18 protein-coding genes are annotated in these 23,335 nt (G+C 72.8%); 12 read left to right on the top strand and 6 right to left on the bottom strand.

Annotation, left to right across the window (positions count from 1 at the left end; all coding sequences use genetic code 11):
• Window positions 1-140: 140 nt before the first annotated feature.
• Entirely contained in the window at window positions 141-698 is a 558-nt protein-coding gene (locus ACFVQ3_RS08450) for a hypothetical protein (RefSeq protein WP_387637452.1), read from the bottom strand.
• Window positions 699-975: 277 nt separating this feature from the next.
• Here ACFVQ3_RS08450 and ACFVQ3_RS08445 point away from each other — a divergent pair, with 277 nt between their 5' ends.
• Entirely contained in the window at window positions 976-5,448 is a 4,473-nt protein-coding gene (locus ACFVQ3_RS08445; RefSeq protein ID WP_387637450.1) for a DUF5979 domain-containing protein, read from the top strand.
• A 73-nt stretch (window positions 5,449-5,521) separates the two neighbouring features.
• On the opposite strand, the gene ACFVQ3_RS08440 is transcribed toward ACFVQ3_RS08445, so the two are convergent.
• Window positions 5,522-6,622, bottom strand: a complete 1,101-nt coding sequence (locus tag ACFVQ3_RS08440; protein ID WP_387637447.1) for a threonine aldolase family protein — start codon at window positions 6,620-6,622, stop codon at window positions 5,522-5,524.
• Between the two features lie 385 nt (window positions 6,623-7,007).
• On the opposite strand from ACFVQ3_RS08440, the gene ACFVQ3_RS08435 reads away from it, so the two are divergent.
• Window positions 7,008-8,477, top strand: coding sequence for a tyrosinase family protein (locus tag ACFVQ3_RS08435; protein WP_387637444.1), 1,470 nt, complete (start codon window positions 7,008-7,010; stop codon window positions 8,475-8,477).
• Complete coding sequence (locus ACFVQ3_RS08430) at window positions 8,474-9,397, top strand: DUF2182 domain-containing protein (protein WP_387637442.1); 924 nt, start codon at window positions 8,474-8,476, stop codon at window positions 9,395-9,397. Before ACFVQ3_RS08435 ends, ACFVQ3_RS08430 begins: the two co-directional genes overlap by 4 nt.
• A 211-nt stretch (window positions 9,398-9,608) precedes the next feature.
• On the opposite strand, the gene ACFVQ3_RS08425 is transcribed toward ACFVQ3_RS08430, so the two are convergent.
• Window positions 9,609-10,085: a YchJ family protein gene (locus ACFVQ3_RS08425; RefSeq protein WP_387637439.1), complete on the bottom strand. Its 477-nt coding sequence runs from the start codon at window positions 10,083-10,085 to the stop codon at window positions 9,609-9,611.
• Between the two features lie 28 nt (window positions 10,086-10,113).
• Between ACFVQ3_RS08425 and ACFVQ3_RS08420 the strand changes: the two genes are divergently transcribed.
• From ACFVQ3_RS08420 to ACFVQ3_RS08410, 3 genes are read left to right on the top strand one after another with little or no spacing between them, the layout of a single operon-like run.
• A complete protein-coding gene (locus ACFVQ3_RS08420) occupies window positions 10,114-10,545 on the top strand; it encodes a VanZ family protein (RefSeq protein WP_387637436.1) in 432 nt (143 codons plus the stop codon).
• A 46-nt stretch (window positions 10,546-10,591) separates the two neighbouring features.
• Window positions 10,592-11,365: an SDR family NAD(P)-dependent oxidoreductase gene (locus tag ACFVQ3_RS08415; protein ID WP_387637434.1), complete on the top strand. Its 774-nt coding sequence runs from the start codon at window positions 10,592-10,594 to the stop codon at window positions 11,363-11,365.
• Window positions 11,362-11,964: a MarR family winged helix-turn-helix transcriptional regulator gene (locus ACFVQ3_RS08410; protein WP_387637433.1), complete on the top strand. Its 603-nt coding sequence runs from the start codon at window positions 11,362-11,364 to the stop codon at window positions 11,962-11,964. The genes ACFVQ3_RS08415 and ACFVQ3_RS08410 overlap by 4 nt, the downstream gene beginning before the upstream one ends.
• Window positions 11,965-12,010: 46 nt before the next feature.
• On the opposite strand, the gene ACFVQ3_RS08405 is transcribed toward ACFVQ3_RS08410, so the two are convergent.
• Window positions 12,011-12,640 (bottom strand): hypothetical protein, encoded by a 630-nt coding sequence (locus tag ACFVQ3_RS08405; protein WP_387637430.1) that lies wholly within the window; start codon window positions 12,638-12,640, stop codon window positions 12,011-12,013.
• A 142-nt stretch (window positions 12,641-12,782) separates the two neighbouring features.
• On the opposite strand from ACFVQ3_RS08405, the gene ACFVQ3_RS08400 reads away from it, so the two are divergent.
• Together ACFVQ3_RS08400 and ACFVQ3_RS08395 are read left to right on the top strand one after the other, a co-directional pair.
• Complete coding sequence (locus ACFVQ3_RS08400; RefSeq protein WP_387637428.1) at window positions 12,783-13,535, top strand: SDR family oxidoreductase; 753 nt, start codon at window positions 12,783-12,785, stop codon at window positions 13,533-13,535.
• 48 nt (window positions 13,536-13,583) lie between these two features.
• On the top strand, window positions 13,584-14,045 hold the full coding sequence (locus ACFVQ3_RS08395) for a hypothetical protein (protein WP_387637426.1): 462 nt from the start codon (window positions 13,584-13,586) through the stop codon (window positions 14,043-14,045).
• A 79-nt stretch (window positions 14,046-14,124) separates the two neighbouring features.
• Here ACFVQ3_RS08395 and ACFVQ3_RS08390 read toward each other — a convergent pair whose 3' ends face one another.
• Both ACFVQ3_RS08390 and ACFVQ3_RS08385 read right to left on the bottom strand, forming a co-directional pair.
• A complete protein-coding gene (locus ACFVQ3_RS08390; protein ID WP_387637423.1) occupies window positions 14,125-16,029 on the bottom strand; it encodes a glycosyl hydrolase 53 family protein in 1,905 nt (634 codons plus the stop codon).
• Window positions 16,030-16,083: 54 nt separating this feature from the next.
• Window positions 16,084-18,153, bottom strand: coding sequence for a beta-galactosidase (locus tag ACFVQ3_RS08385; protein ID WP_387637420.1), 2,070 nt, complete (start codon window positions 18,151-18,153; stop codon window positions 16,084-16,086).
• Between the two features lie 199 nt (window positions 18,154-18,352).
• Here ACFVQ3_RS08385 and ACFVQ3_RS08380 point away from each other — a divergent pair, with 199 nt between their 5' ends.
• The 4 genes from ACFVQ3_RS08380 (at window position 18,353) to ACFVQ3_RS08365 (ending at window position 22,792) form a co-directional block, all read left to right on the top strand.
• On the top strand, window positions 18,353-19,663 hold the full coding sequence (locus ACFVQ3_RS08380; protein WP_387637418.1) for an extracellular solute-binding protein: 1,311 nt from the start codon (window positions 18,353-18,355) through the stop codon (window positions 19,661-19,663).
• Between the two features lie 107 nt (window positions 19,664-19,770).
• A complete protein-coding gene (locus ACFVQ3_RS08375) occupies window positions 19,771-20,733 on the top strand; it encodes a carbohydrate ABC transporter permease (protein WP_387637415.1) in 963 nt (320 codons plus the stop codon).
• A gap of 2 nt (window positions 20,734-20,735) precedes the next feature.
• Entirely contained in the window at window positions 20,736-21,677 is a 942-nt protein-coding gene (locus ACFVQ3_RS08370; protein WP_387637412.1) for a carbohydrate ABC transporter permease, read from the top strand.
• A gap of 134 nt (window positions 21,678-21,811) precedes the next feature.
• Window positions 21,812-22,792, top strand: coding sequence for a LacI family DNA-binding transcriptional regulator (locus ACFVQ3_RS08365; RefSeq protein ID WP_387637679.1), 981 nt, complete (start codon window positions 21,812-21,814; stop codon window positions 22,790-22,792).
• Window positions 22,793-23,335: the final 543 nt, after the last annotated feature.

Here is a 23,335-nt window from a genome sequence, read left to right as displayed (position 1 = left end):
ACCACCCCCACCCCGCAATCCCCCAGGCAAGATGGTCTGGTGGGCTCGTTTTTGTTTATAAGACACCCCCCTTACCACCCCCCACTGGTGGCCGCCCCGTCGTTCGACGAGGGGGCGGCCTCCTGTCGTCCACGGTGCTCTCAGGGCTCGGTGAGGAGACGGGCCGCCAGGTCCAGCAGGTCCTGCTCGGGGATGCCGTCGCCGACGAGCTGGACCACCCCTGCGGGGGTCGCGTCGATCGTGACGGTGGTGCCTGTCGGTGCCCAGGTCGTCGGCCCGACGGAGACGGGGAAGGTCCCCGAGAGCTCGGGGACCTCGCGCCACCCCTCGGTCAGGGCTGTCGGTCCGTTCCGTCCGGAGAGGACGCGCAGCGCCGGTCCTTGCTCCTGTGGTTCGCCGTTCACGTAGAGGGTGCTCGTCGATCCCGGCACGTCGCGCTCCATGGCGCTGTCGTAGAAGAAGCCCGCGGGGAGCGTGGAGGCGTCGAGCACCTCGGTGGCGCGCTGGACGAAGGCCTCGGCGGGTGTGCGGCTCGGCGTCGGCACCGGGTCGGGCCCGGGCAGGCCCACCCCCTGCGCCTCGGTCGGTCCGGGTGCGGGCTCACGTTCGGGGGGCGCGTCGGTGCACCCGCCGAGGGCGAGGCCTGCGAGGAACAGGCCGAGCACGAGGGGTATGAGCCGTCTCTCCGCGGTGCGCATACCGGATGCTCCCAGAAGGTGGGTGGATCGTGCACGTTCGTCCTGAGAGGGCGGTTCTGTCCGACAGTGTGAGGTACGCCTACTGAGGCGAACACCACATCCGGGCGACCGCGGCCGAATTACCACGGTCGTCCCGTCTTGTCCCGCATTTCGAGGCGCCGAAGTGCGGTCGTGTCGCGAGATGTGACCGGGGGCACGGGAATCTCCCGTCATACCGCGCGCGGGGTCTGGTCTTCTGGGTAGTTGGACGTCTGTTCCAGTCACCTGAAGGAGCGTCATGAGCACCCCCCACCGGGCTCGTCGAGCGGGTACCCCGTTCGGTAGGGCCGTCGCTGCCGCCACCGCCGCGGTCCTCGCCCTGACGGGAGCGGTCGCGCTCGGCGCGGGGCCGCTCGCGGCACCCGCGACCGCCGCGCCCAAGGCGCAGCTCCCGCAGTGCCCGGCACCGGGAGACATGCCCAACGTCTCCACCGGGGTCCCGATCTTCACCGACAGCAACGTGGCGGTCTGGGTCGGGGGCAGCTACTCGGCCCTCCACAGCGCCGCGGAGTCGGAGGGCGTCCTGGTCGTCGAGGGCGACGCGATCTTCGACGGCCCCGGGAACTTCAGCATCGGTGCCGTCGGGGCGGGGTCGCAGATCGCGCCGCCCGACGGGTCGACCATGCTGCACGTGGGCGGCTCCATGACCGTGGGCTCGGAGACCGGCATCACGGTCGGATCGACGCAGCCGAACGGCGGCGGGGTGAACGTCGGCGGCACGCTGACGATCGACGGCTCGCTCAGCACGACCGGGTCCGCGGCCAGCGCCCCGGTCCAGCAGGGGATCGGGGCTCCGGCCGCGCTCGCGCCCTGGGCCGACTTCCGCACAGTCGTCGAGGACACCTCGGCCACGATCGCCTCGTGGGGCGGGACGGCCGTGACGCGTTCGGGCAACCAGCTCACCTTCACGGGGTCCGGCACGGACGACCCGCAGGTGTTCACGATCCCCGCGACGATGCTCGACGGCGCCAAGGAGATGTACTTCGTCGGGATCCCCGACAAGGTCTCGATCGCGATCAACGTGACCGGCACCGAGCCCGTCGACATCGCGCCGAACTACTGGTCCGGCAACGGGACGGGGTTCATCAACGACTTCAACACGCCCGGGTTCGGCAACTGGGCCGCGCGCACGCTCTGGAACTTCGCCGACACCCCGAGCCTGAGCATCGGGCGCGGCGACCAGTTCCTCGGCACGATCCTCGCGCCGAAGGCCGACGCCACCATCTCGACCGCGACGAACGGGCGCGTGATCGTCGGCGGTGACCTCGACTTCGGCATCGACGGGCTCACCACCGGGCTCGAGATGCACAGCTACCCGTGGACCGGCCCCGGCCCGTTCACGTGCCTCACGACCGAGCCCGGCGGGTTCACGGTCGCCAAGAGCGTGGTCGGCGACGGTGCGGACCTCGTGCCGGCCGGCACCGAGTTCACCGTCGCCTACTCGTACACCGCGAACGGGACGCCCGTCACGGGCACCCTCACCGTGAAGGCCGACGGCACGGTCGTGGACGGCCCGGCCGACCTTCCGTCCGGGACCGTCGTCACGCTCTCCGAGCCCGACCTGCCCGACGTCCCCGGCGTCGCGTGGGGCACCCCGTCGTTCTCCCCGTCGGACACCGTCACGATCGGTGAGTCCGGGAAGATCGCCGTGCGGCTCACCAACACCGCGGCGGCGCAGGTAGGCGGGTTCTCCCTCGCCAAGGCCCTGACCGGGCTCGCGGCGAGCCAGGTGCCCGCGAGCACCGAGTTCACCGTCGCCTACACCGTGACCGTCGACGGCGCCACGACCCAGGGGACCGTGAAGATCCTCGCCGACGGCACCGTGGTCGACGGTCCGCAGGACCTCCCGGCCGGCGCGGTCGTGACGTTCACCGAGATCGACCTGCCGGTCGTCCCGGGCGTGGTGTGGGGCGCGCCGTCGTTCTCGCCCGCTTCCGTGACGGTCGCCGACGGCGAGAACACCCTGGTCACGCTGACCAACACGGCGAACGCCGCGGTGGTCCCCGTGGGCGGCTTCGCGGTCCAGAAGGTCGTCGCGAACGCGCCCGCAGGCATGGTGCCCGCGGACACCGAGTTCACGGTCGCCTACTCCTACGAGCTCGACGGCGCGACGCTGTCGGGCACGCTGACCGTGCGCGCCGACGGCGCCGTCGTCGACGGGCCGCAGAACCTTCCGGCCGGGACCGTCGTCACGTTCGGCGAGGTGAGCCTGCCCGACGTCGACGGCGTCGTGTGGGGTGCGCCGGTGTTCAGCCCGGCGAGCCTGACGATCGTCGCGGATGAGAGCTCGACCGTCACGCTGACGAACACCGCGCAGGAGGCGCAGCGCGGTGGCTTCTCGATGAGCAAGGACGTCGTGGGCGAGGCCGCGGGGCAGGTCCCCGCCGGGACCGAGTTCACGGTGCGCTTCTCGTACGACCTCGAAGGAGTGCCGACGTCGGGCACCCTGACGGTCTCGGCCGACGGCACCGTCGTCGACGGGCCCCAGAACCTGCGCGCGGGCACGGTCGTGACGTTCGAGGAGATCGCGCTCCCCGCGATCGACGGCGTCGTGTGGGGCACCCCGGTGTTCAGCCCGGCGACGATCACGGTCGGCGCAGGAGCGAAGACTGCGGTCACGCTGACCAACACGGCTCTCGACGCGCCCGCAGGGGGCTTCTCGCTCGCCAAGGCCTTGACCGGCACCGCGCCCGACGGCGCAGTGCCGGGCGACACCGAGTTCCAGGTCCGGTACTCCTACGACCTGGGTGGGGCCACCGTCACCGGCACGCTCACCGTCCTCGCCGACGGCACGGTCGTGGACGGTCCGCAGAACCTCCCGGTCGGCACCGTCGTGACGTTCACCGAGCTCGCCCCGCCGTCGGTCGACGGCGTGGTCTGGGGGACCCCGGTGTTCAGCCCGGCGAGCATCACGGTCGCCGACGGCGAGAACTCCCTGGTGACCGTGACGAACACCGCGGACGCGGTCGTCGTCCCGCTCGGCGGCTTCTCGATGGCCAAGGCCCTCACGGGTGAGGCCGCAGGCCGCGTCCCGGCCGGCACCGAGTTCACCGCGACCTACGAGTACACGGTCGACGGCACCACGCTCGGCGGGACCCTGACCCTCCTCGCCGACGGGACCGTCGTCGACGGCCCGCAGAACCTCGTCGCGGGCACCGTGGTGACGTTCACCGAGCTCGCGCCCGCCCACGTGGTCGGCGTCGAGTGGGGCACGCCGGTCTTCAGCCCGGCGAGCGTCACGATCGGCAGCGGCGAGAACACCGCCGTCACGCTCACGAACACGGCGGACCTCGCGGTGGGGACGTTCTCGATCAAGAAGGTCGTCACAGGCCCGGCGGCCGGGCTCGTCCCGGACGGCACCGAGTTCACCGTGCAGTACTCCTACGACCTGGACGGCCACGCGACCGTCGGCACGCTCCGCGGACTGACCGACGGCACGTCCGTGCCCTTCCCGCGCGACCTCGTCGAAGGCACGGTCGTCACGTTCGAGGAGATCGCGCTGCCCGACGTCGACGGCGTCGTGTGGGGGACCCCCGTCTTCAGCCCCGAGGTCCTCACGATCGGCGCCGACGAGACCGCCGAGGTCACCCTGACCAACGCGGCGAGCACCGCGCCGGCGGGCGGCTTCTCGATGGCCAAGGCCGTCGAGGGCGAGACGGCCGACCAGGTCCCGGGCGGCACCGAGTTCTCGGTCCGCTACTCCTACGACCTGGGTGGCTCGCCGACGTCGGACACGCTCGTCGTGCGTGCTGACGGGACCGTGGTGAACGGTCCGCAGAACCTCCCGGTCGGGACCGTCGTGACGTTCGACGAGATCGACCTGCCGTCGCTCGACGGCGTGGTCTGGGGCACCCCGGTGTTCAGCCCGGCGAGCGTCACCGTCGCCGACGGCGAGAACACCGCGGTCACCCTGACCAACACGGCGAACGCCGAGCCCGCGGGCGGGTTCTCGCTCACCAAGGTCGTCGAAGGCTCCGGAGCCTCCGTCGTCCCGGCCGGCACCGAGTTCACGGCCGCCTACTCCTACGCGCTCGACGGCCAGACCGTGACGGGAACCGTGCAGGTCCTCGCCGACGGTTCGACCGTGGACGGGCCGCAGAACCTCCCGGTCGGCACGGTCGTCACGTTCACCGAGATCGACCTGCCCGCCGTCGCGGGCGTCGTCTGGGGGACCCCCGTGTTCAGCCCGGCCCAGGTCACCGTCGCCGACGGCGAGAACGTGGCGGTCACCCTGACCAACACGGCCGACGTCGTGGCCGCACAGGTCGGCGGCTTCACGATCGCCAAGGTGGTCGAGGGGAAGAACGCGGCGAAGGTCCCCGCAGACACGCAGTTCACGGTCGCGATCTCCGGGACCGTCAACGGCGAGCACACCGAGGGCACCCTGACGGTCCGCGCCGACGGCACCGTCGTCGAGGGCCCGGCGAACCTCCCCGCCGGGACGGTCGTCGACCTCGCCGAGGTCGACCTGCCGAAGGTCGCCGGCGTGACCTGGGGGACGCCGGTCTTCACGGTCGACGGTCAGAAGGTCACCTCGATCACGATCGGCGCGGGACAGACCGTCGCCGTGACGCTGACCAACACCGCGAACGCCGCGGACGGCGGTCTCGCGGCCACGGGAGCCCGCGTCGCGGGCATCGCCGCCGTCGCGCTGCTGCTGATCGGCGGAGGTGGCGCACTCCTCGTCGGGGCGCGGCGCCGTCGGGCATGAGGTCCTGACCGGACCACCGCCCGAGCGTGCCCCGGAGCGGGCGTGACCTACCCGGTCACGCCCGCTCCGGCGTTCACGCGAGCGCGCCGACCGCGGCCGCGAACGCGTCCACGTCGTCCTCCGACGTGTCCCACGAGCACATCCAGCGGACCTCGACGCGCTCGTCGCCCGTGACGGGATCGGGGGCCGCAGCCGCCCAGTCGTAGAACGCGAAGTCCGCGCGCAGAGCCTCCGCCGCTGCGCGCGGCAGCACCGCGAACACCGCGTTCGCCTGGGTGGGCTGCGTGAACACCACGCCCGACGGCGCCGCGTACGTCCCGCCGTCGGGCGCCTCTGCGGTCGACACGGGCGCGAGCGCCGCGCGCAGGCGCGCGGCCATGGCGTTGGCGTGCGCCGCGTTGGTGCGCCACAGGTCGTCCTCGAGCAGCGCCGTGAGCTGCGCCGAGACGAAACGCATCTTCGACGCGAGCTGCATGGTCATCTTGCGGACGAAGTCGACTCCCCGCGCCGCGTCCGGGTCGAGGACGACGACCGCCTCACCGAACAGCAAGCCGTTCTTGGTGCCGCCGAACGACACCACGTCCACGCCGACGTCGGTCGTGGTCGCGCGCAACGACACCCCGAGCGAGGCCGCCGCGTTCGCGAGCCGTGCCCCGTCGAGATGGACCCGCAGCCCCGCGGCGTGCGCGCGGTCGCTGATCGCGCGGATCTCGTCGGGGGAGTAGACCGTGCCCAGCTCGGTCGCCTGCGTGATCGAGACGACGAGCGGCTGCGCGCGGTGCTGGTCGCCCAGGTCACCCACGAACCGGTCGATCGCCGCAGGAGTCAGCCTCCCGTCCGGCGACGGGACCGTGAGGAGCTTGATCCCGCCGACACGCTCCGGCGCGGCGTTCTCGTCCTGGTGGATGTGCGCGTGCTCCGACGTCACGACGGCGCCCCAGCGCGGCAACATCGACGTCAGCGCGACGACGTTCGCACCCGTCCCGTTGAACACCGGGTAGGCCGTGGCCTGCTCGCCGAAGTGGTGCCGGACCGACTCCTGGAGGCGCTCGGTCCACGGGTCCGCGCCGTACGAGCCGGCATGGCCCACGTTGGCTGCGGTCAGTGACGCGAGGACCGCGGGGTGGGCCGGGGCGTAGTTGTCGGACGCGAACGAACGCTGGGTCGAAGGCACCCGGCCAGGGTAGACCCGGGCCGGGCGCCCGCCGAGGGTGACGTGCGAGCCCGCCGAGGGTGACACGCGCGGGTGCCGAGGGTGACGTGCTCGCCTGCCGATGGTGACGTGCGCCGGTGCCGAGGGTGACGTGCTCGCCCGCTGAGGGTGACGTGCGCGGGTGCCGAGGGTGGCACGCGAGCCCGCCGAGGGTGACCTCCCTGCGTCCGCCGGGACCGCGCGACAAGGACCCCCAGGAGGCGCACCCTGGAAGTGCAGGGGCGGCCGCCCCTGCACGACGCAGGGGGACGCGGCGGGCGAGCAGCCCGTCCGCCCGGGCATCGCCGCCCGGGACACGACCGACCACCCGCTCCCACGCCCCCGCCGGCACACGAGGGGGAACATCATGGCCACCGCTCCACACCCCGGCCCGCAGGCGGGTGGACCGTTCGTCCGTCAGGACGTCTGGAAGCTCTACCGGCAGGGAGCCGACGGCCGGGCCATCATCGACGCGTACGCGAAGGCCGTCGCGGTCCTCAAGGCCGGCCCGCCCACGGGAGCCCGGTCCTGGCTGCACCAGACCCAGGTCCACGGCATGAGTCCGGACCCGCACGACGGGCTGCGCAACCAGTGCCAGCACGGCACCTGGTACTTCCTGCCCTGGCACCGGCTCTACCTGGGCTACTTCGAGGCGATCTGCCGCGACATCATCCGCAGCAGGAACGACATCCCCCAGAAGGTCAAGGACACCTGGGCCCTGCCCTACTGGGACTACGACACGACCACGACCAGCACGCTGCCACCGCCCTTCCGGGACCCCGTCGGCCCCGACGGCCTCGCCAACCCGCTCTACGAGGCGCAGCGCAGGAACGGCGTGAACGCCGGGACGGCGGTCCTCACCGCCGCCGAGACCACCGCGAAGGGTTGGTTCCACCAGCCGCTCTTCACGTCGAAGATCCCGAACACGGCGACCTTCGGTGGACCCACGACCGGGTTCAGCCACCTCGGCGGCACGATCGGCGCCCTCGAAGGCACCCCGCACGGCACCGTCCACAACTTCGTGGGCGGCAAGATGGGGAGCTTCAACACCGCGGCCTCCGACGCCGTCTTCTGGCTGCACCACTCCAACATCGACCGGCTGTGGGAGGTGTGGCGGTCCCACACCGGGCAGGGGCGCGACCCCGCGAAGAACGTGTTCACCCAGAGGTTCGCGTTCCTCGACCCGTCCGGAGCCCGCAGGGAACCCGAGAGCTGGGAGGTGCTCGAGACGAGCGCGTTCGGGTACGTCTACGCGGACACCGACGTCCCGCCGTCGGCCCGCACGCTCAAGCGCGAGAGGAGGCGGCCCGTGGCCGGAATCGGAGGGGCCGAGGACGATGCCCGTCGCGAGGAGGACGTGCGGCGCCTCGAGCAGGTGCCGCCCGAGGCCGTCGCGGTCAACCGTGAACCGGTGCGCCTCGCGTCCCGGACAGCGAGCGTCGACATCGCCGTCGGGCCCGGCGCCGCGCGGGAGCTGACCGACCGGGCCGCGTCACCGACCGAGCCGGAGCGGCTGCTGCTCGTGCTCGAGCACATCACGCTGGAGGGCGACGACCAGCCGCCCACCTACGCCGTGTACGTCGGCGACACCGACGACGACGACGCGCTCGTCGGGAACCTGCCTCTCTTCGGGGTCCGCGAGTCGCAGGAGTCCGACGCCGAGCACGGGCTCTCGTACGTCTTCGACATCACCGACGTCGCGGCCGACCTCGGGGCGAAGGGAGCCTGGGACCCCGATCACCTGCACCTGACGTTCCACCCCCTCGTCCACGACGAGGAGGAGGTGCAGGCGGCGCCCGAGGTCGTCGTCCGGACCGTCCGCCTCATGGTCCAGTGACCGTCGCGGCCGGGCGTGCTCCGCGCCCGGCCACCGCGCGCGTGCCTGCGACGCGCCCCGCTGCCGCGCGCCCGTCCGACGCGCCTGGAGCCGCTCGTCGGCATCGGGTCCGTGGGCTGAACGCCCGCGGAGCGGGTGCGGAGGCGCGACGGTTCCTCGCCCGGCATCCCGAGTGGACGGTCCTGCTCGCCGCAGCCGCCGCGTGGGTGCTGCTCCTCGGCCCCTGGCTGTCGACGCCGAGCCCCGGAACCCTCGGCGTGGCGACCGCGGCACCGCACCACCAGCTCCAGGGAGGGGACGTGGGCCCAGGATGGGCCGACGCATGGCTCGATCCCGCACCTCTCGCGACGGGCTGGACGAGCATCGTCCAGGGGCCCGGGGCTTGGGGGCACTGGGGTCTCATGATCGTCGCGATGATGCTGCCCGGGCTGGTCCCGCCCGTGCGGCACGCGGCGTTCGCCTCGCCGCGCAGGCGACGGCACCGGACCACGGCGCTGTTCGTCGCCGCCTACCTCTCGCTGTGGATGGTCGTGGGCCTGGGGGTGACGTTCGCCGTCGGTGTGCTGCGCCCCGGGGTCATGGCGGCCGCCGCAGTCCTCGTCGCAGCCTCGGCGTGGGAGCTGACTCCCGTCGTCCGGCGAGCCCTGGCGCGGTGCCACCGCTCGGTCCCGCTGGGCACCGAGGGCAGCACGGCGGACGTCGCGGCCCTGCGGTTCGGATGGTTCCACGCCCGCGCGTGCGCGATCACGTGCGCGCCGTTCATGGCGGCGCTGACCGTCGCCGGGCACCCGCTGTGGCTCACGCTCGGGATCGCGACAGTGACGTGCCTCCAGAAGCTCGGAGCCGACGCCGGACGCTGGGTGCACCCGGTGGTCGTCCTCGGGGTGCTGTCTGCCGTGGTCCTGGTCGGGACGGGCTGAGGGTGACGGTCCGGCGTGCCGAGGGTGACGGGTCCGCCCGCCGAGGGTGACGGTCCGGCGTGCCGAGGGTGACGGGCAGTCGCCCTCGGCGGCAAGCTCGGTCACCCTCGCCGGCGGGGAGCGTCACCCTCGGTGCCAGAAGGTGTCACCCTCGGCGTCAGTGGTGGTCACCCTCGGCGGCAGGGGACGTCACCGTCGACACCAGGGAGCGTCACCCTCGGCGGGTCGGGGCGTCACCGTCGACGTAGTACCAGCGTCCGTCCTTGCGCACGAACGAGCTCACCTCGTGCAGCGATCCGCGCTCGCGGGTCGCCGCAGAGCGGTAGTGGGCGACGAACTCCACGACGCCCGTCCGGTCGAGCGGGCCGCCCGCGCTCGTCGCGACGACGTCCAGACGGCGCCACGTCACGTCGTCGTCGAGGTCCAGGTCCGCGGGGCGCGTCGAGGGGTGCCACGTCGCGAGCAGGTAGTCCGCGTCGCCGACCGCGAACGCCGCGTAGCGCGAACGCATGAGGGCCTCGGCCGTGCCAGCCACCTCGGCCTCGCCAGACACACCGGCCGTGCCAGCCACGTCGGTCGAGCGACCCGCGCCGAGCCCGTGGTGGTAGCGCCCGCAGCACGCCCCGTACGTCTCTCCGGACAGGCAGGGGCAGCGGGCGTCGTCGGGCAGGGGCGAGGTCGCGGTCACGCGACCATCCTTCCGTAGGGTGTGTGCCGTGCGCCTCCTCCGCTGGACCTTCGCCGCCTACCTCGCCGCCGTCCTGGTCGTGACGTGCTGGCCGTCCCCGCAGTCGACGGCCGCGCCCGGGTGGGCGCTCGCGGTCCTGGACGCGTTCCGGTCGGCGGGTCTGCCGATGTCGTACGGGTTCCTGGAGGCCGCCTCGAACGTGGTGATGTTCGTGCCGTTCGGCGTGCTGGGGCTGCTGGTGCTGTCCGGGGCGCGTCCTGCGGTTCCGCTCGGGCGGGCGGTCTCGCTGGTGGTCCTGGCAGGGTTCGTGCTGTCGCTCGCGATCGAGGTGTCGCAGCTCGTGATCCCGGGCCGGTACTCGACCGTGCAGGACGTCGTGATGAACACCACGGGGGCTGTGGTGGGTGCGGTCGTCGTGGCGGGAATTCTGGGCACTCGACGCCCGTTGACCTCAAGTTAGTGTCGCGACGACACTAAAATTCTCGCATCGTCACCCGGAGGTCCCCATGTCCACCCCTCACATCACCGGAACGCCGTCGTTCGCCGGCAAGGTCGCACTCGTCACCGCCTCCGGCGCCGGCATCGGGGAGGCGGTCGCGAAGCGGCTCGCCGCCCAGGGGGCGGCCGTCGTCGTCTCCGACGTGAACGACGAGGCCGGCGCACGGGTCGTCGCCGACATCGAGGCAGCGGGCGGACGCGCTGCGTACCGCCGCGCGAACGTCTCCGACCCGGCGGACGTGAGCGCGCTCGTCGCGTTCGCGGTCGAGACGTTCGGCGGGCTGCACCTCGCGGTCAACAACGCAGGCGTGGGAACCCGACCCTTCCGCCTCGACGAGATGCCCGAGGACGGCTGGGACCGCACGCTCGACGTCACGTTGCGCGGGACGTTCCTGTCGATGAAGGCCGAGATCGCCCACATGCTCGGGCACGGCGGCGGCAGCATCGTCAACATCGCGTCGATCGCGGGTCTCAAGGCGTCGCCCGGCCTCGCACCGTACTCGGCGGCCAAGGCGGGCGTCGTGTCGCTCACGCACGGCACCGCGATCGAGTACGTGACCGACGGCATCCGCATCAACGCCGTCGCGCCGGGAGCCATCGAGACGGCCGCGCTCGCGTCGCTGCCCGAGGAGGCGCGCGCCGGCTACGCGGCAGACGTCCCCATGAAGCGTCTGGGTCAGCCGTCCGACATCGCGGATGCCGTCGCGTTCCTGCTGTCCGACCAGGCGAGCTTCATCACCGGTGTGGTCCTGCCGGTCGACGGCGGCACCCGGGTCGCATGACCGACGCACCGCACCGCGGGGCGGGGCCGGGCGACGATCCTGCCCCGGGCGGCGACCCCGCCCCGCGGGACCGGCCGGAACCGGCCCGCGCGATGCCGTCGGGCGACGACCCCGCCGGGGCGGCCACGCCTCCGGGTGACCCGCGCGTGCCCGGGTACCGGTCCGACCTGCTCGACTCCCTGGTTCGCGTCATGGGCCTGTGGACGAGCGGCGACTTCCTCGCGGCCGTCGCGGCCCGCGAGGGGATCGACCTGGACAGCCCCGCGATCGTGGTGCTCACGGTCGTGTGGCGGCAGGGTCCGCGGCGCCCGTCGGCCATCGCCGAGCACCTGTCCACGGGGCCGTCGAACGTCAGCAAGATCCTGCGCCGCCTCGACGTCGCGGGACTCACCGAGCGTCGCGAGGACCCCGACGACGCCCGGGCCTCGCGCGTCCACCTCACCGAGGCGGGGGCCCGCGTCGCCAGGACGTTCGTCGCAGCGGGGGACGCGCTCGTGGACGAGCTGCTCGACGGGTGGTCCGCGCAGGACCGCCTCGCCTTCACCGAGCTCATGCGGCGCTTCGAAGGGGCGAGCGAGGCGTTCCTCGACCGGGGCTGACGCGCCCGCCGCCGACCCGCACCGCCGTCCGCACCGCCGTCCGCGCCTACGCCCACAGCAGGCGCCACCACGTCTCGCCCGGCGCGTCCGCGCGGTGGATCCGGTGGATGCGGTGCGGTGCGTTGAGGGCGTCGTCGAGCCCCAGCTCCTCGACCACGTAGGCCCACAGGAGCTCGCACTCGCAGTCCGGGACGTGCTGCTCGGTCACGAGCAGGTCCGCCTCGAAGCGCAGGATCGCGCCCTCGGCGACCACGCGTTCGTCGCAGCGGCCCGGTCCGACGACGAACCCGTGGAGCACGACGTCGTCGGGGTGGTCGGCGGCGGCCCGGAGCAGGCTCCCCAGGGGCGGTGAGCCGTTCGACCGGTGGACGAGCCGGGACGGGGCCAGGCGTGCGAGGAGCGCCTCGGACAGGGACCCGTCGAGGTTCGCGAAGAACGTCGGTTCGAGGGGGTCGTCGTCGGGGTGCAGGACCGGGTCCAGCAGCTCGGGCACGGCGTCGTCGAGGAGCCAGCCGTGGGTGTGCGGCCCGTGGACGTGGTGGAAGCCGTCGGGGCCGTTGGCCTCGGTGGCCTGGCGTTCCCAGAGCGCCCGGAGGGTGGGCGGTCCCAGGGGCGTGGCCGGGTGCCGGTTGGTCGCGCGTCGTCGGGGGTGGGAAGGGCGGTTGCCGTGGCTCATGCCGGTAGGGTGCCGCGCGTGCGGTCGGGCCCGCCGGGCCCAGACTGCCATCTGTGGACGAGGACGCCGAAACACGGCCTGTGGACGACGCCGGAGACCTGGACGCCCGGCGAGCCTGCCTCCGACGCGAGAGGATGCGGTCATGACCACGATCCTCGTGACGGGCGGCACCGGCACGCTCGGCACCCCCACCGTGACCTTGCTCCGCGACGCGGGGCACGTCGTCCGCGTCCTGAGCCGGTCCGCCCGGCCCGGCCCGGCCTTCGTGACCGGGGACCTCACCACGGGTGAGGGCCTGCGGGAGGCGTTCGACGGTGCGGAGACCGTCCTGCACCTCGCGACCCGCGGCCCCCGGGCCGACGTCGAGATGGGTCGCCACGTCGTGGCCGCGGCGCGTGACGCCGGGGTGGGGCACGTCGTGTTCCAGTCGATCGTGGGCGTCGACCGCATCCCGCTCGGCTACTACCAGGCGAAGGTCGAGGTCGAGGACCTGCTCGTCGCGTCGGGTCTGCCGTTCACGATCCTGCGCGCGACGCAGTTCCACGAGTTCGTCGACGACCTCTTCACGGCGCAGCGCTTCTCGCCCGTGCTGCTCACGCCCGCCCTCGAGGTCCAGCCGATCGCGGTGCCCGACGTCGCCGCGCGCCTCGTCGAGATCGTCGCCGCCGGGCCGTCGGGCCGGGTCGCGGACGTCGGCGGGCCCGAGCGCATCACGGGCCGGGAGGCCGCGCGCGCCTGGCTGCGGGCGACGGGCAGGCGCCGCGGGGTCGCCCGGGTGCGCCTGCCGGGGCGGACCTTCGGGGCGTACGCGGCGGGTCACCACATGTCGGACGAGCCCTACGGGACGGGCACGTACGGGCAGCACCTGGTCGAGCGGTACGGGCGCCCGCGCTAGCCGGTTCCCCGGTTGCCGGGGCCGGGGCCGCGCGTGATCGTGGGGAGCATGACCCGAGCCCGTGGTGCCTCGCGATCCTCGTTCGACGTCCTTGCCCGGTCGCTCGCGATCGGGGTCGCGGCGGGCAGCCGGGCGTCGCTCGGCCTGGCCCCTCCGTTGCTCACGTCGTCGCTGTCCGGGCCGTGGGGCACGGTCGCCAAGGTGGTCGGGGCGCTGGGTGTCGCGGCCGAGCTCACGGGGGACAAGCTGCCGAGCGCGGGCTCGCGGCTCGAGCAGCCGGGCCCGCCGATCCGCATGGTGTCGGGCGCGGTCGGTGCGCTCGTGCTCGCGCGCCGCGCCGAGGCCGGGGTGCTCCTCCCGGTGCTCCTCGGGGCGGCGGGTGGTGCTGCGGGCACCTGGGGCGGGGCTGCGTGGCGCGCGGCGGCGGTCGGCAGGCGCCCCGACTGGCAGGCCGCCGTCGTCGAGGACGCGGTCGCGCTCTCGCTCGCGGTGTTCGCGACGCGCCCCTGAACCGCCCGCACCACGGCCCGACGGCGCCGCGCACCTCCGAGGTGAGCGGCGCCGTCGGGCGTGGGGCGGGTGAGGGACGTCAGCCGACGCGCTCCCACGGACCCCACGCGGAGCCGTCGGGCTGCTGGTTCCTCGTCCACCAGCGTGCCGCGAACGTCGAGCCGTCAAACGTCACGCGCTCGCCCGCGACGTACACGCGGGTCGCGGCCCAGGGGCTCGTGCCGGTCTCGTCGGCCGCTGCGGCCTCCTGCCACGGACCGTCCGCCGAGGCGCCCGGCTCCTGGCCCGAGGTCCACCACGACGCGACGTACGCGCCGCCGTCGTGCAGGACGACGTCCCCGGCCGTGTAGACGGCCGACGCCGACCAGGCCGACGTGGCCCCGTCCGGCGCGAGCTCGGCCGCGACGGGCGCGAGGAGGCGGCCGTCGAGGTCGAACATCGCCTGGTTCTCCCACGCGTTGCCCGACGACGGGTCCGCCGGGTCCCAGCCGTTGCCCTCGACGGACGTCCACGCGGGCTCCCAGTACACGACCCCGAGGCCGCGCCCGCCCGGGGCCGAGGCCACGACGTCCTGGACCGCGCGCAGCGCCGCGGCCTGCCCGGCAGGCGTCGCGGGGTAGCCCGGCACGAGCTTCGCCTCGGTGTCGACCACGTTCTCCCACGCGGGCGAGCCGTCCTCGAGCGTGAACGGGTACGCAGTCTCGACGACCATGACGTCACGGTCGTAGCGCTCGGACAGCGTCCCGACCGCGTCCTGCAGGTCGCCCAGGCTGCCGTGCCAGTACCCGTAGTAGCTCAGGCCGATCACGTCGAAGTCGACCCCGCGCGACGTGACCTCGTCGAACCACCAGGTCAGGCCGCCGATCCCGTCGTTGATGTTCGTCAGGTGCAGGATCACCTGCGCCTCGGGGGTCGCGTCGCGCACCGCCCGGGAGCCCGCGCTCAGGAACGCCGCGAGCGAGTCCCACTGCGCGGTGTCGTACCCGTCGCCCGGGACGACGTCCCACGTCTGCCCGTAGGGCCACATCATGCCGGGGTTGATCTCGTTGCCGACCTGCACGTAGTCCGTGGTGACGCCCGCCTCGCGGAGGGCGACCAGGACGTCGTGCGTGTGGTCGTACACGTCCTGCGCCAGCTCCTGCGTGGTCCCGCCGACCCACGCCGCCGGGGTGCCCTGCGCGCCCGGGTCGGTCCAGCGGTCGGAGTAGTGGAAGTCGATCATGACGTCCATGCCCGCGGCCTCGATGCGCCGGGCGCTCTCCACGACGTGCGTGATCTCGTTGTACCCGTCGGCCGGGTCGACCCACACCTTGAGGCGACCCAGGTTCATGCCCGCGTCGGCGAGGATCTCGACCGGGTCGCCGGGTGTGCCGTCGGTGCTCGCGTACGTCGCCCCGAAGTCCTCGTTCTTGGCCACGCCCGACAGGTCGCCGCCGCGCACGTCGCGCACCACGCGCCCACGTTCGAGCGTCACGTCGTCGACCGAGGCCCACGCGCCGCCCGCGCCGCCCGTCACGACCGCGACCGTGCAGTCGCCACCAGTGACGTGCGCCGAGACCGACAGCCGGACCCACTGGTCGTCCTGCTCGGTGACCGGGGTCGTGGTCGCGTCGTCGACGCCGCAGCCCGTGAGCGCGAGCCGTGTCGCGTCGAGCGCGCCGCCCGACCGGACCCAGGCGCTCGCCGTCCACCAGCCCGTCGCGAGCCCCTCGACGGTCTGGGACGTGGTGACGTCGTAGGCGTCACCGGCCCAGTGCGTCAGCCGGCCCGACGACGAGCCGTGACCGACGCTCTCGACCTTCGCGGCGCCGTCGTGCCCCGTGGCGCTCGTGACGGTCCAGCCCGTGAGCCCGGCCTCGAAGCCGGGGTTCACCAGGGCGCCGACCGCCGTGGGTGCTGTGCCCGCCGCGACCGCGGGCGCGGCCCCCGCGAACGCCAGCACGGCCACCAGGACCCCCAGCGTGCTCTTCCTCGTCGATCTCATCCGTCCTCCTTGACGTGGTGCGTTGATGGTCGAGCAGGGCGCGCTGTGCGCCCCTCAGGCGAGCGGGGAGCGCAGCACGCGCACCGCCCCCGCCGCGACCGCGACGATGCCGGGCGTGGCCTCGCCGCTCACGAGGTCGGTGGCCCCGGCGGGCAGGCCGGGCAGCTTGACCTCGTGCCCGGTGTGGTTGATCGCGACGACGTACTCGGCGTCCTCGCCGCGGCGGCGCACGACCTCGAAACCCTCGACCAGGCCCGACGGCGCCAGCCCGGCGTCCGCGTAGACGGCGCCCAGGAGCGTGCCGAGGTCCGCGACGTCGAGGCGCGTCGAGACGTACCAGCCCGTGCCCTCGCCGAGCGCGTTGCGCGTGATCGCGGGGGCTCCCGGGGCCGGGCCGTCGACGTACGTGCCCACGACCTGTGCGCCCTCGAGCGCGATGTCGTCGGCCCACACGTCGCCTGCGAGCGTGCCGGTCAGGGCGGGCGCCGTCTCGCCGCCGTCGAGCGCGACGCTCAGCGACTCGCCCTCCCGCAGCGGCAGGAACTCCTCGACCGTGAGGCCGAGCGCGCGGCGCAGGGGCGCCAGGAAGCCGCCCGGGTGCACGGCGTCGTGCTCGTCGACGGCGGCCGAGAAGTACGAGACCAGCAGCGTGCCGCCGGCCTCGACGTAGCGCGTGAGGTTGTCGGCGGAGTCCCGCGTCAGCAGGTACGACGCGGGCGCGACGACCAGGCGGTACCCCGACAGGTCCTGCGCGGGGTGGGCGAAGTCCACCTGGACGCCGTCGCGCCAGAACCGGTCGTAGAACGCGTCGACGCGCTCACGGTGCTGGGCGTCGACGCTCGGGCGCCACTCCAGGTCCTGCGCCCAGAACGACTCGGGGTCCCACAGGATCGCGACGTCGGCGTGCACGCGCGACCCGCGCAGCTCGCCCACCGTGCCCAGGTCGGCGCCCAGCGCCACGACCTCGCGCCACACCCGGCTGCCCGTGCCCGCGTGCGGCAGCATCGCCGAGTGGAACTTCTCCGCGCCCGAGCGCGAGGCCCGCCACTGGAAGAACATGATCGCGTCGGCCCCGCGGCCCAGGTGGGAGAACGCGTTGCGTGCCATCTCGCCGGGGCGCTTCGCGACGTTGCGCGGCTGCCAGTTCACGCCCGACGTCGAGTGCTCCAGCAGCAGCCACGGCCTGCCGCCCGCGACCGAGCGCGTCAGGTCCGCGGCGAGCGCGAGACCCACCTCGTTGCGCGGGTCACCGGCCCGCAGGTAGTGGTCGTTCGAGACGACGTCGACCTCGCGGGCCCACGCCCACAGGTCGGTCGACGGGCACTCGCCCGCCATGAAGTTCGTCGTGACGGGCACGCTCGAGTGCGCGCGGATCGCGTCGCGCTCGGCGACGAAGCACGCCAGCAGGGCGTCGTTCGTGAAGCGCGCGAAGTCGAGGCGCTGTGCGGGGTTCACGACCGAGGCCGCGACGGCCGGCACGCCCACGTGCTCCCACTCGCCGTAGACCTGGCCCCAGAAGCGGGTGCCCCAGGCGGCGTTGAGGCCGTCGAGGTCGCCGTAGCGCCCGCGCAGCCACTCGCGGAACGCCGCGGCGCTCGCGGGGGAGTAGTCGTCCGAGACGGGGGCGCCGTACTCGTTGTGCACGTGCCACAGCGCGAGCGCGGGGTGCGTGCCGTAGCGCCTGGCGAGCTCGGTCGTGATGCGCACGCACGCGCGGCGGTACTCGGGCGAGCTGGGCGAGACCATGCCGCGCGAGCCGAACCCGAGGACCGTGCCGTCGCGGGTCACGACCCGAGAGTCGGGGTAGGCGTGGAAGAACCAGGCGGGCGGGGACGCGGTGGGGGTGCCGAGGTCGACACGGATGCCGTGGGCGTGCAGCAGGTCGATCAGGCGGTCGAGCCAGGCGAGGTCGAACTCTCCCTCGCGGGGTTCCATGAGCGCCCAGCTGAACATCCCGATGCTGACGAGGTTGACCCCGGCCTCGTGCATCAGGGCGACGTCCTGCTCCCAGACCTCCTCGGGCCACTGCTCGGGGTTGTGGTCACCGCCGTAGCAGATCGCGTCGACGCCGGGCAGCCAGCCGTCGTAGACGGGGCCGACCGGGCGGGGCTGGACGGAAGTCATGCGCTCTCCTCAACACGTCACTGTGCACGATCACAGGTGTGACCGGCGCTGCAACACCTAGGTAACAGCATGAAACACGATGTTGACAAGACCATGCTGGTCGTGACTACTGTGACCGTGCACAGCCCACACTGTCGTGAGTCGCCGTGGCCCGACGCCCTGGCGAGAAGCGCGATGGTTCCTTGACGAGGAGGACCTCATGCGCCTGTCCACAGGCACGAAGGCAGCGGCGATCATCGCCTCCGCCGCACTACTGATGACCGCCTGCAGCTCCGGCGACGGCTCGGACGCCCCGGCGGCCGACGGCCCGGTCGAGCTCACCTTCTGGACCTGGGCGCCCAACGTCGACAAGGTCGTCGAGACCTGGAACGCGGCGAACCCGGACATCCAGGTCACGGTCAACAAGCAGGACGGCGGCGACCCCGCGATCACCAAGCTGCTCACCGCGGTCAAGGCCGGCAGCGGCGCGCCCGACATCATGCAGACCGAGTACCAGAAGATCCCCACGCTCGTCTCGGCCGACGCGCTCGCCGACATCTCGGGCGAGGTCTCGGACCTGGCGGACCAGTTCCCGGAGGGCGTCTGGAACGACGTGACCCTCGGCTCGGACGCGGTGTACGCCGTGCCGCAGGACTCGGGCCCCATGCAGTTCTACTACCGCGCGGACATCTTCGAGCAGCTCGGCCTGACCGTCCCCACGACGTGGGACGAGTACGCCGCGACCGCCGCCGCCCTGCAGGCCGCGGACCCGACCAAGTACCTCGGCACGTTCTCCGCGACCGACGCGGGCTGGTTCACGGGCCTCGCGCAGCAGGCCGGCGCCTCCTGGTGGGGCATCGACGGCGACGCGTGGACCGTCGCGGTCGACGACGAGGCGACGCTCAAGGTCGCGGACTACTGGGGTGGGCTCGTCGAGTCCGGCGTGATCGACAACAAGCCCATGTACACCCCCGAGTGGAACGCCGCGCTCAACAACGGCACGCAGATCGGGTGGCTCTCGGCCATCTGGGCGCCCGGCGTCCTCGAGGGCAACGCCCCCGACACCGCGGGGCTGTGGAAGATGGCCCCCATGCCGCAGTGGGACGCCGCGAAGCCGGCCACGGGCAACTGGGGTGGTTCCGCGACGGCCGTGACGAGCCAGTCGAAGCACCCCGAGCAGGCCGCGAAGTTCATCACGTGGCTCAACGCGTCGCAGGAGGGCGTCGACCTCCTCGTCGAGCAGACCGGCGTCTACCCGGCCAACATCCCGGCGTCCGCCGAGGCGCTGTCCGAGCCGCCGACGTTCTTCGCGAACCAGCCCGACTTCTACGAGATCGCGGCCCAGACGGCCAAGACCGCGGGCAGCTTCACGTACGGCCCGAACGTCAACGTCACCTACTCGGCGTACAACGACGAGTTCGGCAAGGCCACCGAGGCGAGGTCGCAGGCCGCGTTCACCGCTGCGGTCGACGCCATGCAGAAGGTCACGCTCGACGACATGAAGAGCTCCGGCTTCACCGTCGAGGAGTAGGCCCGACGGCGGCCGCCCGGTCAGTCCGGGCGGTCGCCTTCCCCCTTCCGCACCGTGCTTGAGCCGCCGCCCCGTCCCGAGCGGCGGAGACCTTCCGAGGAGAGACCGTGACCACGACCACGCCAGCGCGGCCCACCGCGCCGCCCGCGGCGCGACGCCGCCGACCCGGTGCGTCCCGGCGCCAGGGCGCCCCCTGGGCCTTCCTCGCGCCCGCGATCGTGCTGTTCGTCCTCTTCCTCGCGCTGCCGATCGCCTACGCCGTGTACCTGAGCTTCCGCACCGAGAAGGTCAGCGGGCTGGGGCTGGGGTCCGGGTCGCGGACCGAGGTGTGGAACGGGTTCGCGAACTACGCGGCGTCGCTCGCCGACCCCGAGTTCCTCGCGTCCGTGGGACGCGTCGCGCTGTACGGCGTGATCGTCGTGCCGACCATGCTGGGCCTCGCACTGCTCTTCGCGCTGCTGCTCGACTCGCGCCGGTCGCGCGCGACGAAGTTCTCGCGGGTCTCGATCTTCCTGCCGTACGCCGTGCCCGCCGTGATCTCCTCGCTCCTGTGGGGGTTCCTCTACCTGCCCGGCGTGAGCCCCTTCTACTACGTGTTCGACCGGCTCGGCTGGGACGTCCCGTCGCTGTTCTCGTCGAACCTGGTCATCTTCGCGGTCGCGAACATCGCCGTGTGGGGCGGTGTCGGCTTCAACATGGTCGTCATCTACACGTCGCTGCGAGCGATCCCGTCGGAGCTGTACGAGGCCGCCGAGCTCGACGGCTGCACGCAGATCGGCATGGCGTGGCGGATCAAGATCCCCATCGTTGTGCCCTCGATCATCATGACGTTCGTCTTCTCGATGATCGCGACCCTGCAGGTCTTCGCCGAGCCGACGACCCTCAAGCCGCTCAGCAACACGATCTCCAGCACGTGGACCCCCCTCATGAAGGTCTACCGCGACGCGTTCATCCGCGGTGACCTGTACTCGGCGGCCGCGACCTCGGTGATCATCGCCGTCGCGACGTTCGTCCTCTCGTTCGGGTTCCTGCGCCTGGTGCAGAGCCGTGCCTTCGGTCAGGAGAAGTGACCATGACTACCGACGCCGCTGAGACCGCGCTCGTCGCCGAGACCGCCGGCTCCCGGGCAGGCTCTGTCCTGCCTCGTCCCCGGAGGGTCCCCAGGACCGGCCGCCGGTCGGTCGGCGAGCGGCCGAGCGGGGCCGCGACCGCGATCCTGCTCGTGGGCGCGCTGTACTGCCTGCTGCCCGTGCTGTGGGTCGTCGTCGCGTCGACCAAGTCCGGGAGCGAGCTGTTCTCGACGTTCACGTTCGCCCCCTCGTCGCACCTCCTGGACAACGTGTCCGACCTCAACGCCTACCGGGGCGGCCTGTTCTGGCGGTGGATGGCGAACACGGCCCTCTACGCCGGGGTGGGCGCGATGCTCTCGGTCGTCGTGTCCGCGATGGCCGGGTACGCGCTCGCGAAGTACCGGTTCCGCGGGAAGTCCGCGGTCTTCAACATGCTGCTCGCGGGCGTCCTCGTGCCGGGTGTCGTCCTCGCGATCCCGCAGTACCTGCTCCTGGCCCAGGTCGGTCTCACCAACACGTACTGGGCCGTGCTGCTGCCCAGCATCATCAGCCCCTACGGCATCTACCTGGCCCGGATCTACGCGGGCGCGTCGATCCCCGACGAGATCGTCGAGGCCGCACGGACCGACGGCGCGAGCGAGCTCCGCACGTTCGCGCAGGTCGCGATGCCCATGATGGCTCCCGGGCTCGTCACGGTCTTCCTGTTCCAGTTCGTCGCGATCTGGAACAACTTCATGCTGCCGTACATCATGCTCGGCGACGACAAGCTCTTCCCCCTGACGGTGGGGCTCTCCGGTCTGCTCAACCAGGGTGCGTCGCAGCCCGCGCTGTACACGCTCGTCATCACCGGCGCGCTCCTGTCGATCGTCCCGCTCGTCGCCCTGTTCCTGCTCCTGCAGCGCTACTGGCAGGTCGACCTGGCCGCCGGCGCGGTCAAGGCCTGAGGATGTCCCTAGACTCACGTGTCGTGGAGCAACCCGGTGAAGACGCCACCCCCGAGCAGGAGCCGGGGGGCGCGCCGCAGCCTGCCCGCGAGAGGCGCGCGGCGCCGTCGGGCAGTCCGAAGCGACGTCCCACGATCCGCGACGTCGCCGAGGTGGCGGGCGTCTCGCGCGGGACCGTGTCCCGCGTGATCAACGGGGGCCACTGGGTCTCGCCCGACGCGCTCGCGGCCGTCAACGAGGCGATCCGGACCACGGGGTACGCCGCGAACCAGCACGCTCGCAGCCTCGTGACGGGGCGGTCGAACTCGATCGCGTTCCTGCTCACCGAGCCGCAGCACCTGCTGTTCGAGGACCCCAACTTCTCGATCCTGCTGCGGGGCGCGGCCGAGGAGCTCGCCAAGCGGGAGATGCCGCTGCTGCTCATGGTCGCGGGGACCCCCGAGGAGCGTCGTCGGATCGGCGGGTACGTCGCGGCTGGCCACGTCGACGGCGTCCTGCTCATCAGCTCGCACCAGGGAAACCCCATGCTGGCCGAGCTGCTCAAGCTCAAGGTGCCCACCGTCGCGTGCGGTGTGCCGCTCGGGTACGAGGGTCGGGTCGGGTACGTCGCGGCCGACGACCGCGCCGGGGCGCGGACCATGACGCAGCACCTGATCGACTCGGGGCGCACGCGCATCGCGACGATCACGGGGCCGCTCGACACCCCTGGTGGCACGCTGCGCCTCGACGGGTACCGCGACGCCCTGGGCGACCGGTTCGACGAGTCGCTCGTCGCGCACGGTGACTACTCGCGCGAGCGGGGTCGGCTCGCGATGGCCGAGCTGCTCGAACGCCGCCCCGACCTCGACGCCGTGTTCGTGGCGTCCGACCTCATGGCCGCAGGTGCGCTCGTCGCGCTCCAGGCCGCGGGCCGGAGCGTCCCGCAGGACGTGGCCGTGGGCGGGTTCGACGACTCGGGCGTCGCCGCGTCGCTCCACCCCGCCCTCACGACCATGCGGCAGCCGTTCGAGCGCATCAGCGCCGAGATGGTGCGCCTGCTGCTCGAGGTCGTGGAGGGGCAGGAGCCCGCGGCGATCACGCTGCCGACGTCGCTCGTGGTGCGGGACTCGGCCTAGCCCTAGCCCTAGCCCTAGCCCCTCGGCCCCGTCGACGCTCCGCAGCACTCCTCACGGGCCGAGGGCCCGTCCACAGGAGGCCGCCGAAGGTGGCTTCTCCACAGGTGAGTCCGGCCGGCCCGACGCTCCGCCGCGAGGGTGGCACGCTGTCCGGGCTCGGCTCGGCTCGGCTCGGCTCGGCTCGGCTCGGCTCGGCTCGGCTCGGCTCGGCTCGACCGTTTCGGTTCGACCGTGCCCCGTGCCCCGTGCCCCGTGCCCCGCGCCTCGTACCTCGTGTCCCAGGCCCCAGGCCCTGGCGCGGGCTGTGTTGGCCGGCTCGGACGTCGGATCGGGTCGGGGCAGACGTCGGATCGAGCCGAGCTCTTGTCGGACTCGCGCCGTTCGCGGGACCACCAGCGAAGGCCGCGTTCGTGGAGCAGGAGGAGTAGGTCGGGCGAGGTGGCTCGCGGGTGCGGACGGCGAGCGCGGGTCGGGGTCGAGGGCGGAGGGGTGGGGGTGTGTTTTCTGCGGAGCGGCAACAATTGTTGGCGCTCCGCAGAAAAC

The sequence above is a fragment of the Oerskovia sp. NPDC057915 genome (assembly GCF_042887685.1).
Classification (GTDB): Bacteria; Actinomycetota; Actinomycetes; order Actinomycetales; family Cellulomonadaceae; genus Oerskovia.
This window is presented reverse-complemented; position numbering and strand designations above follow the sequence as displayed.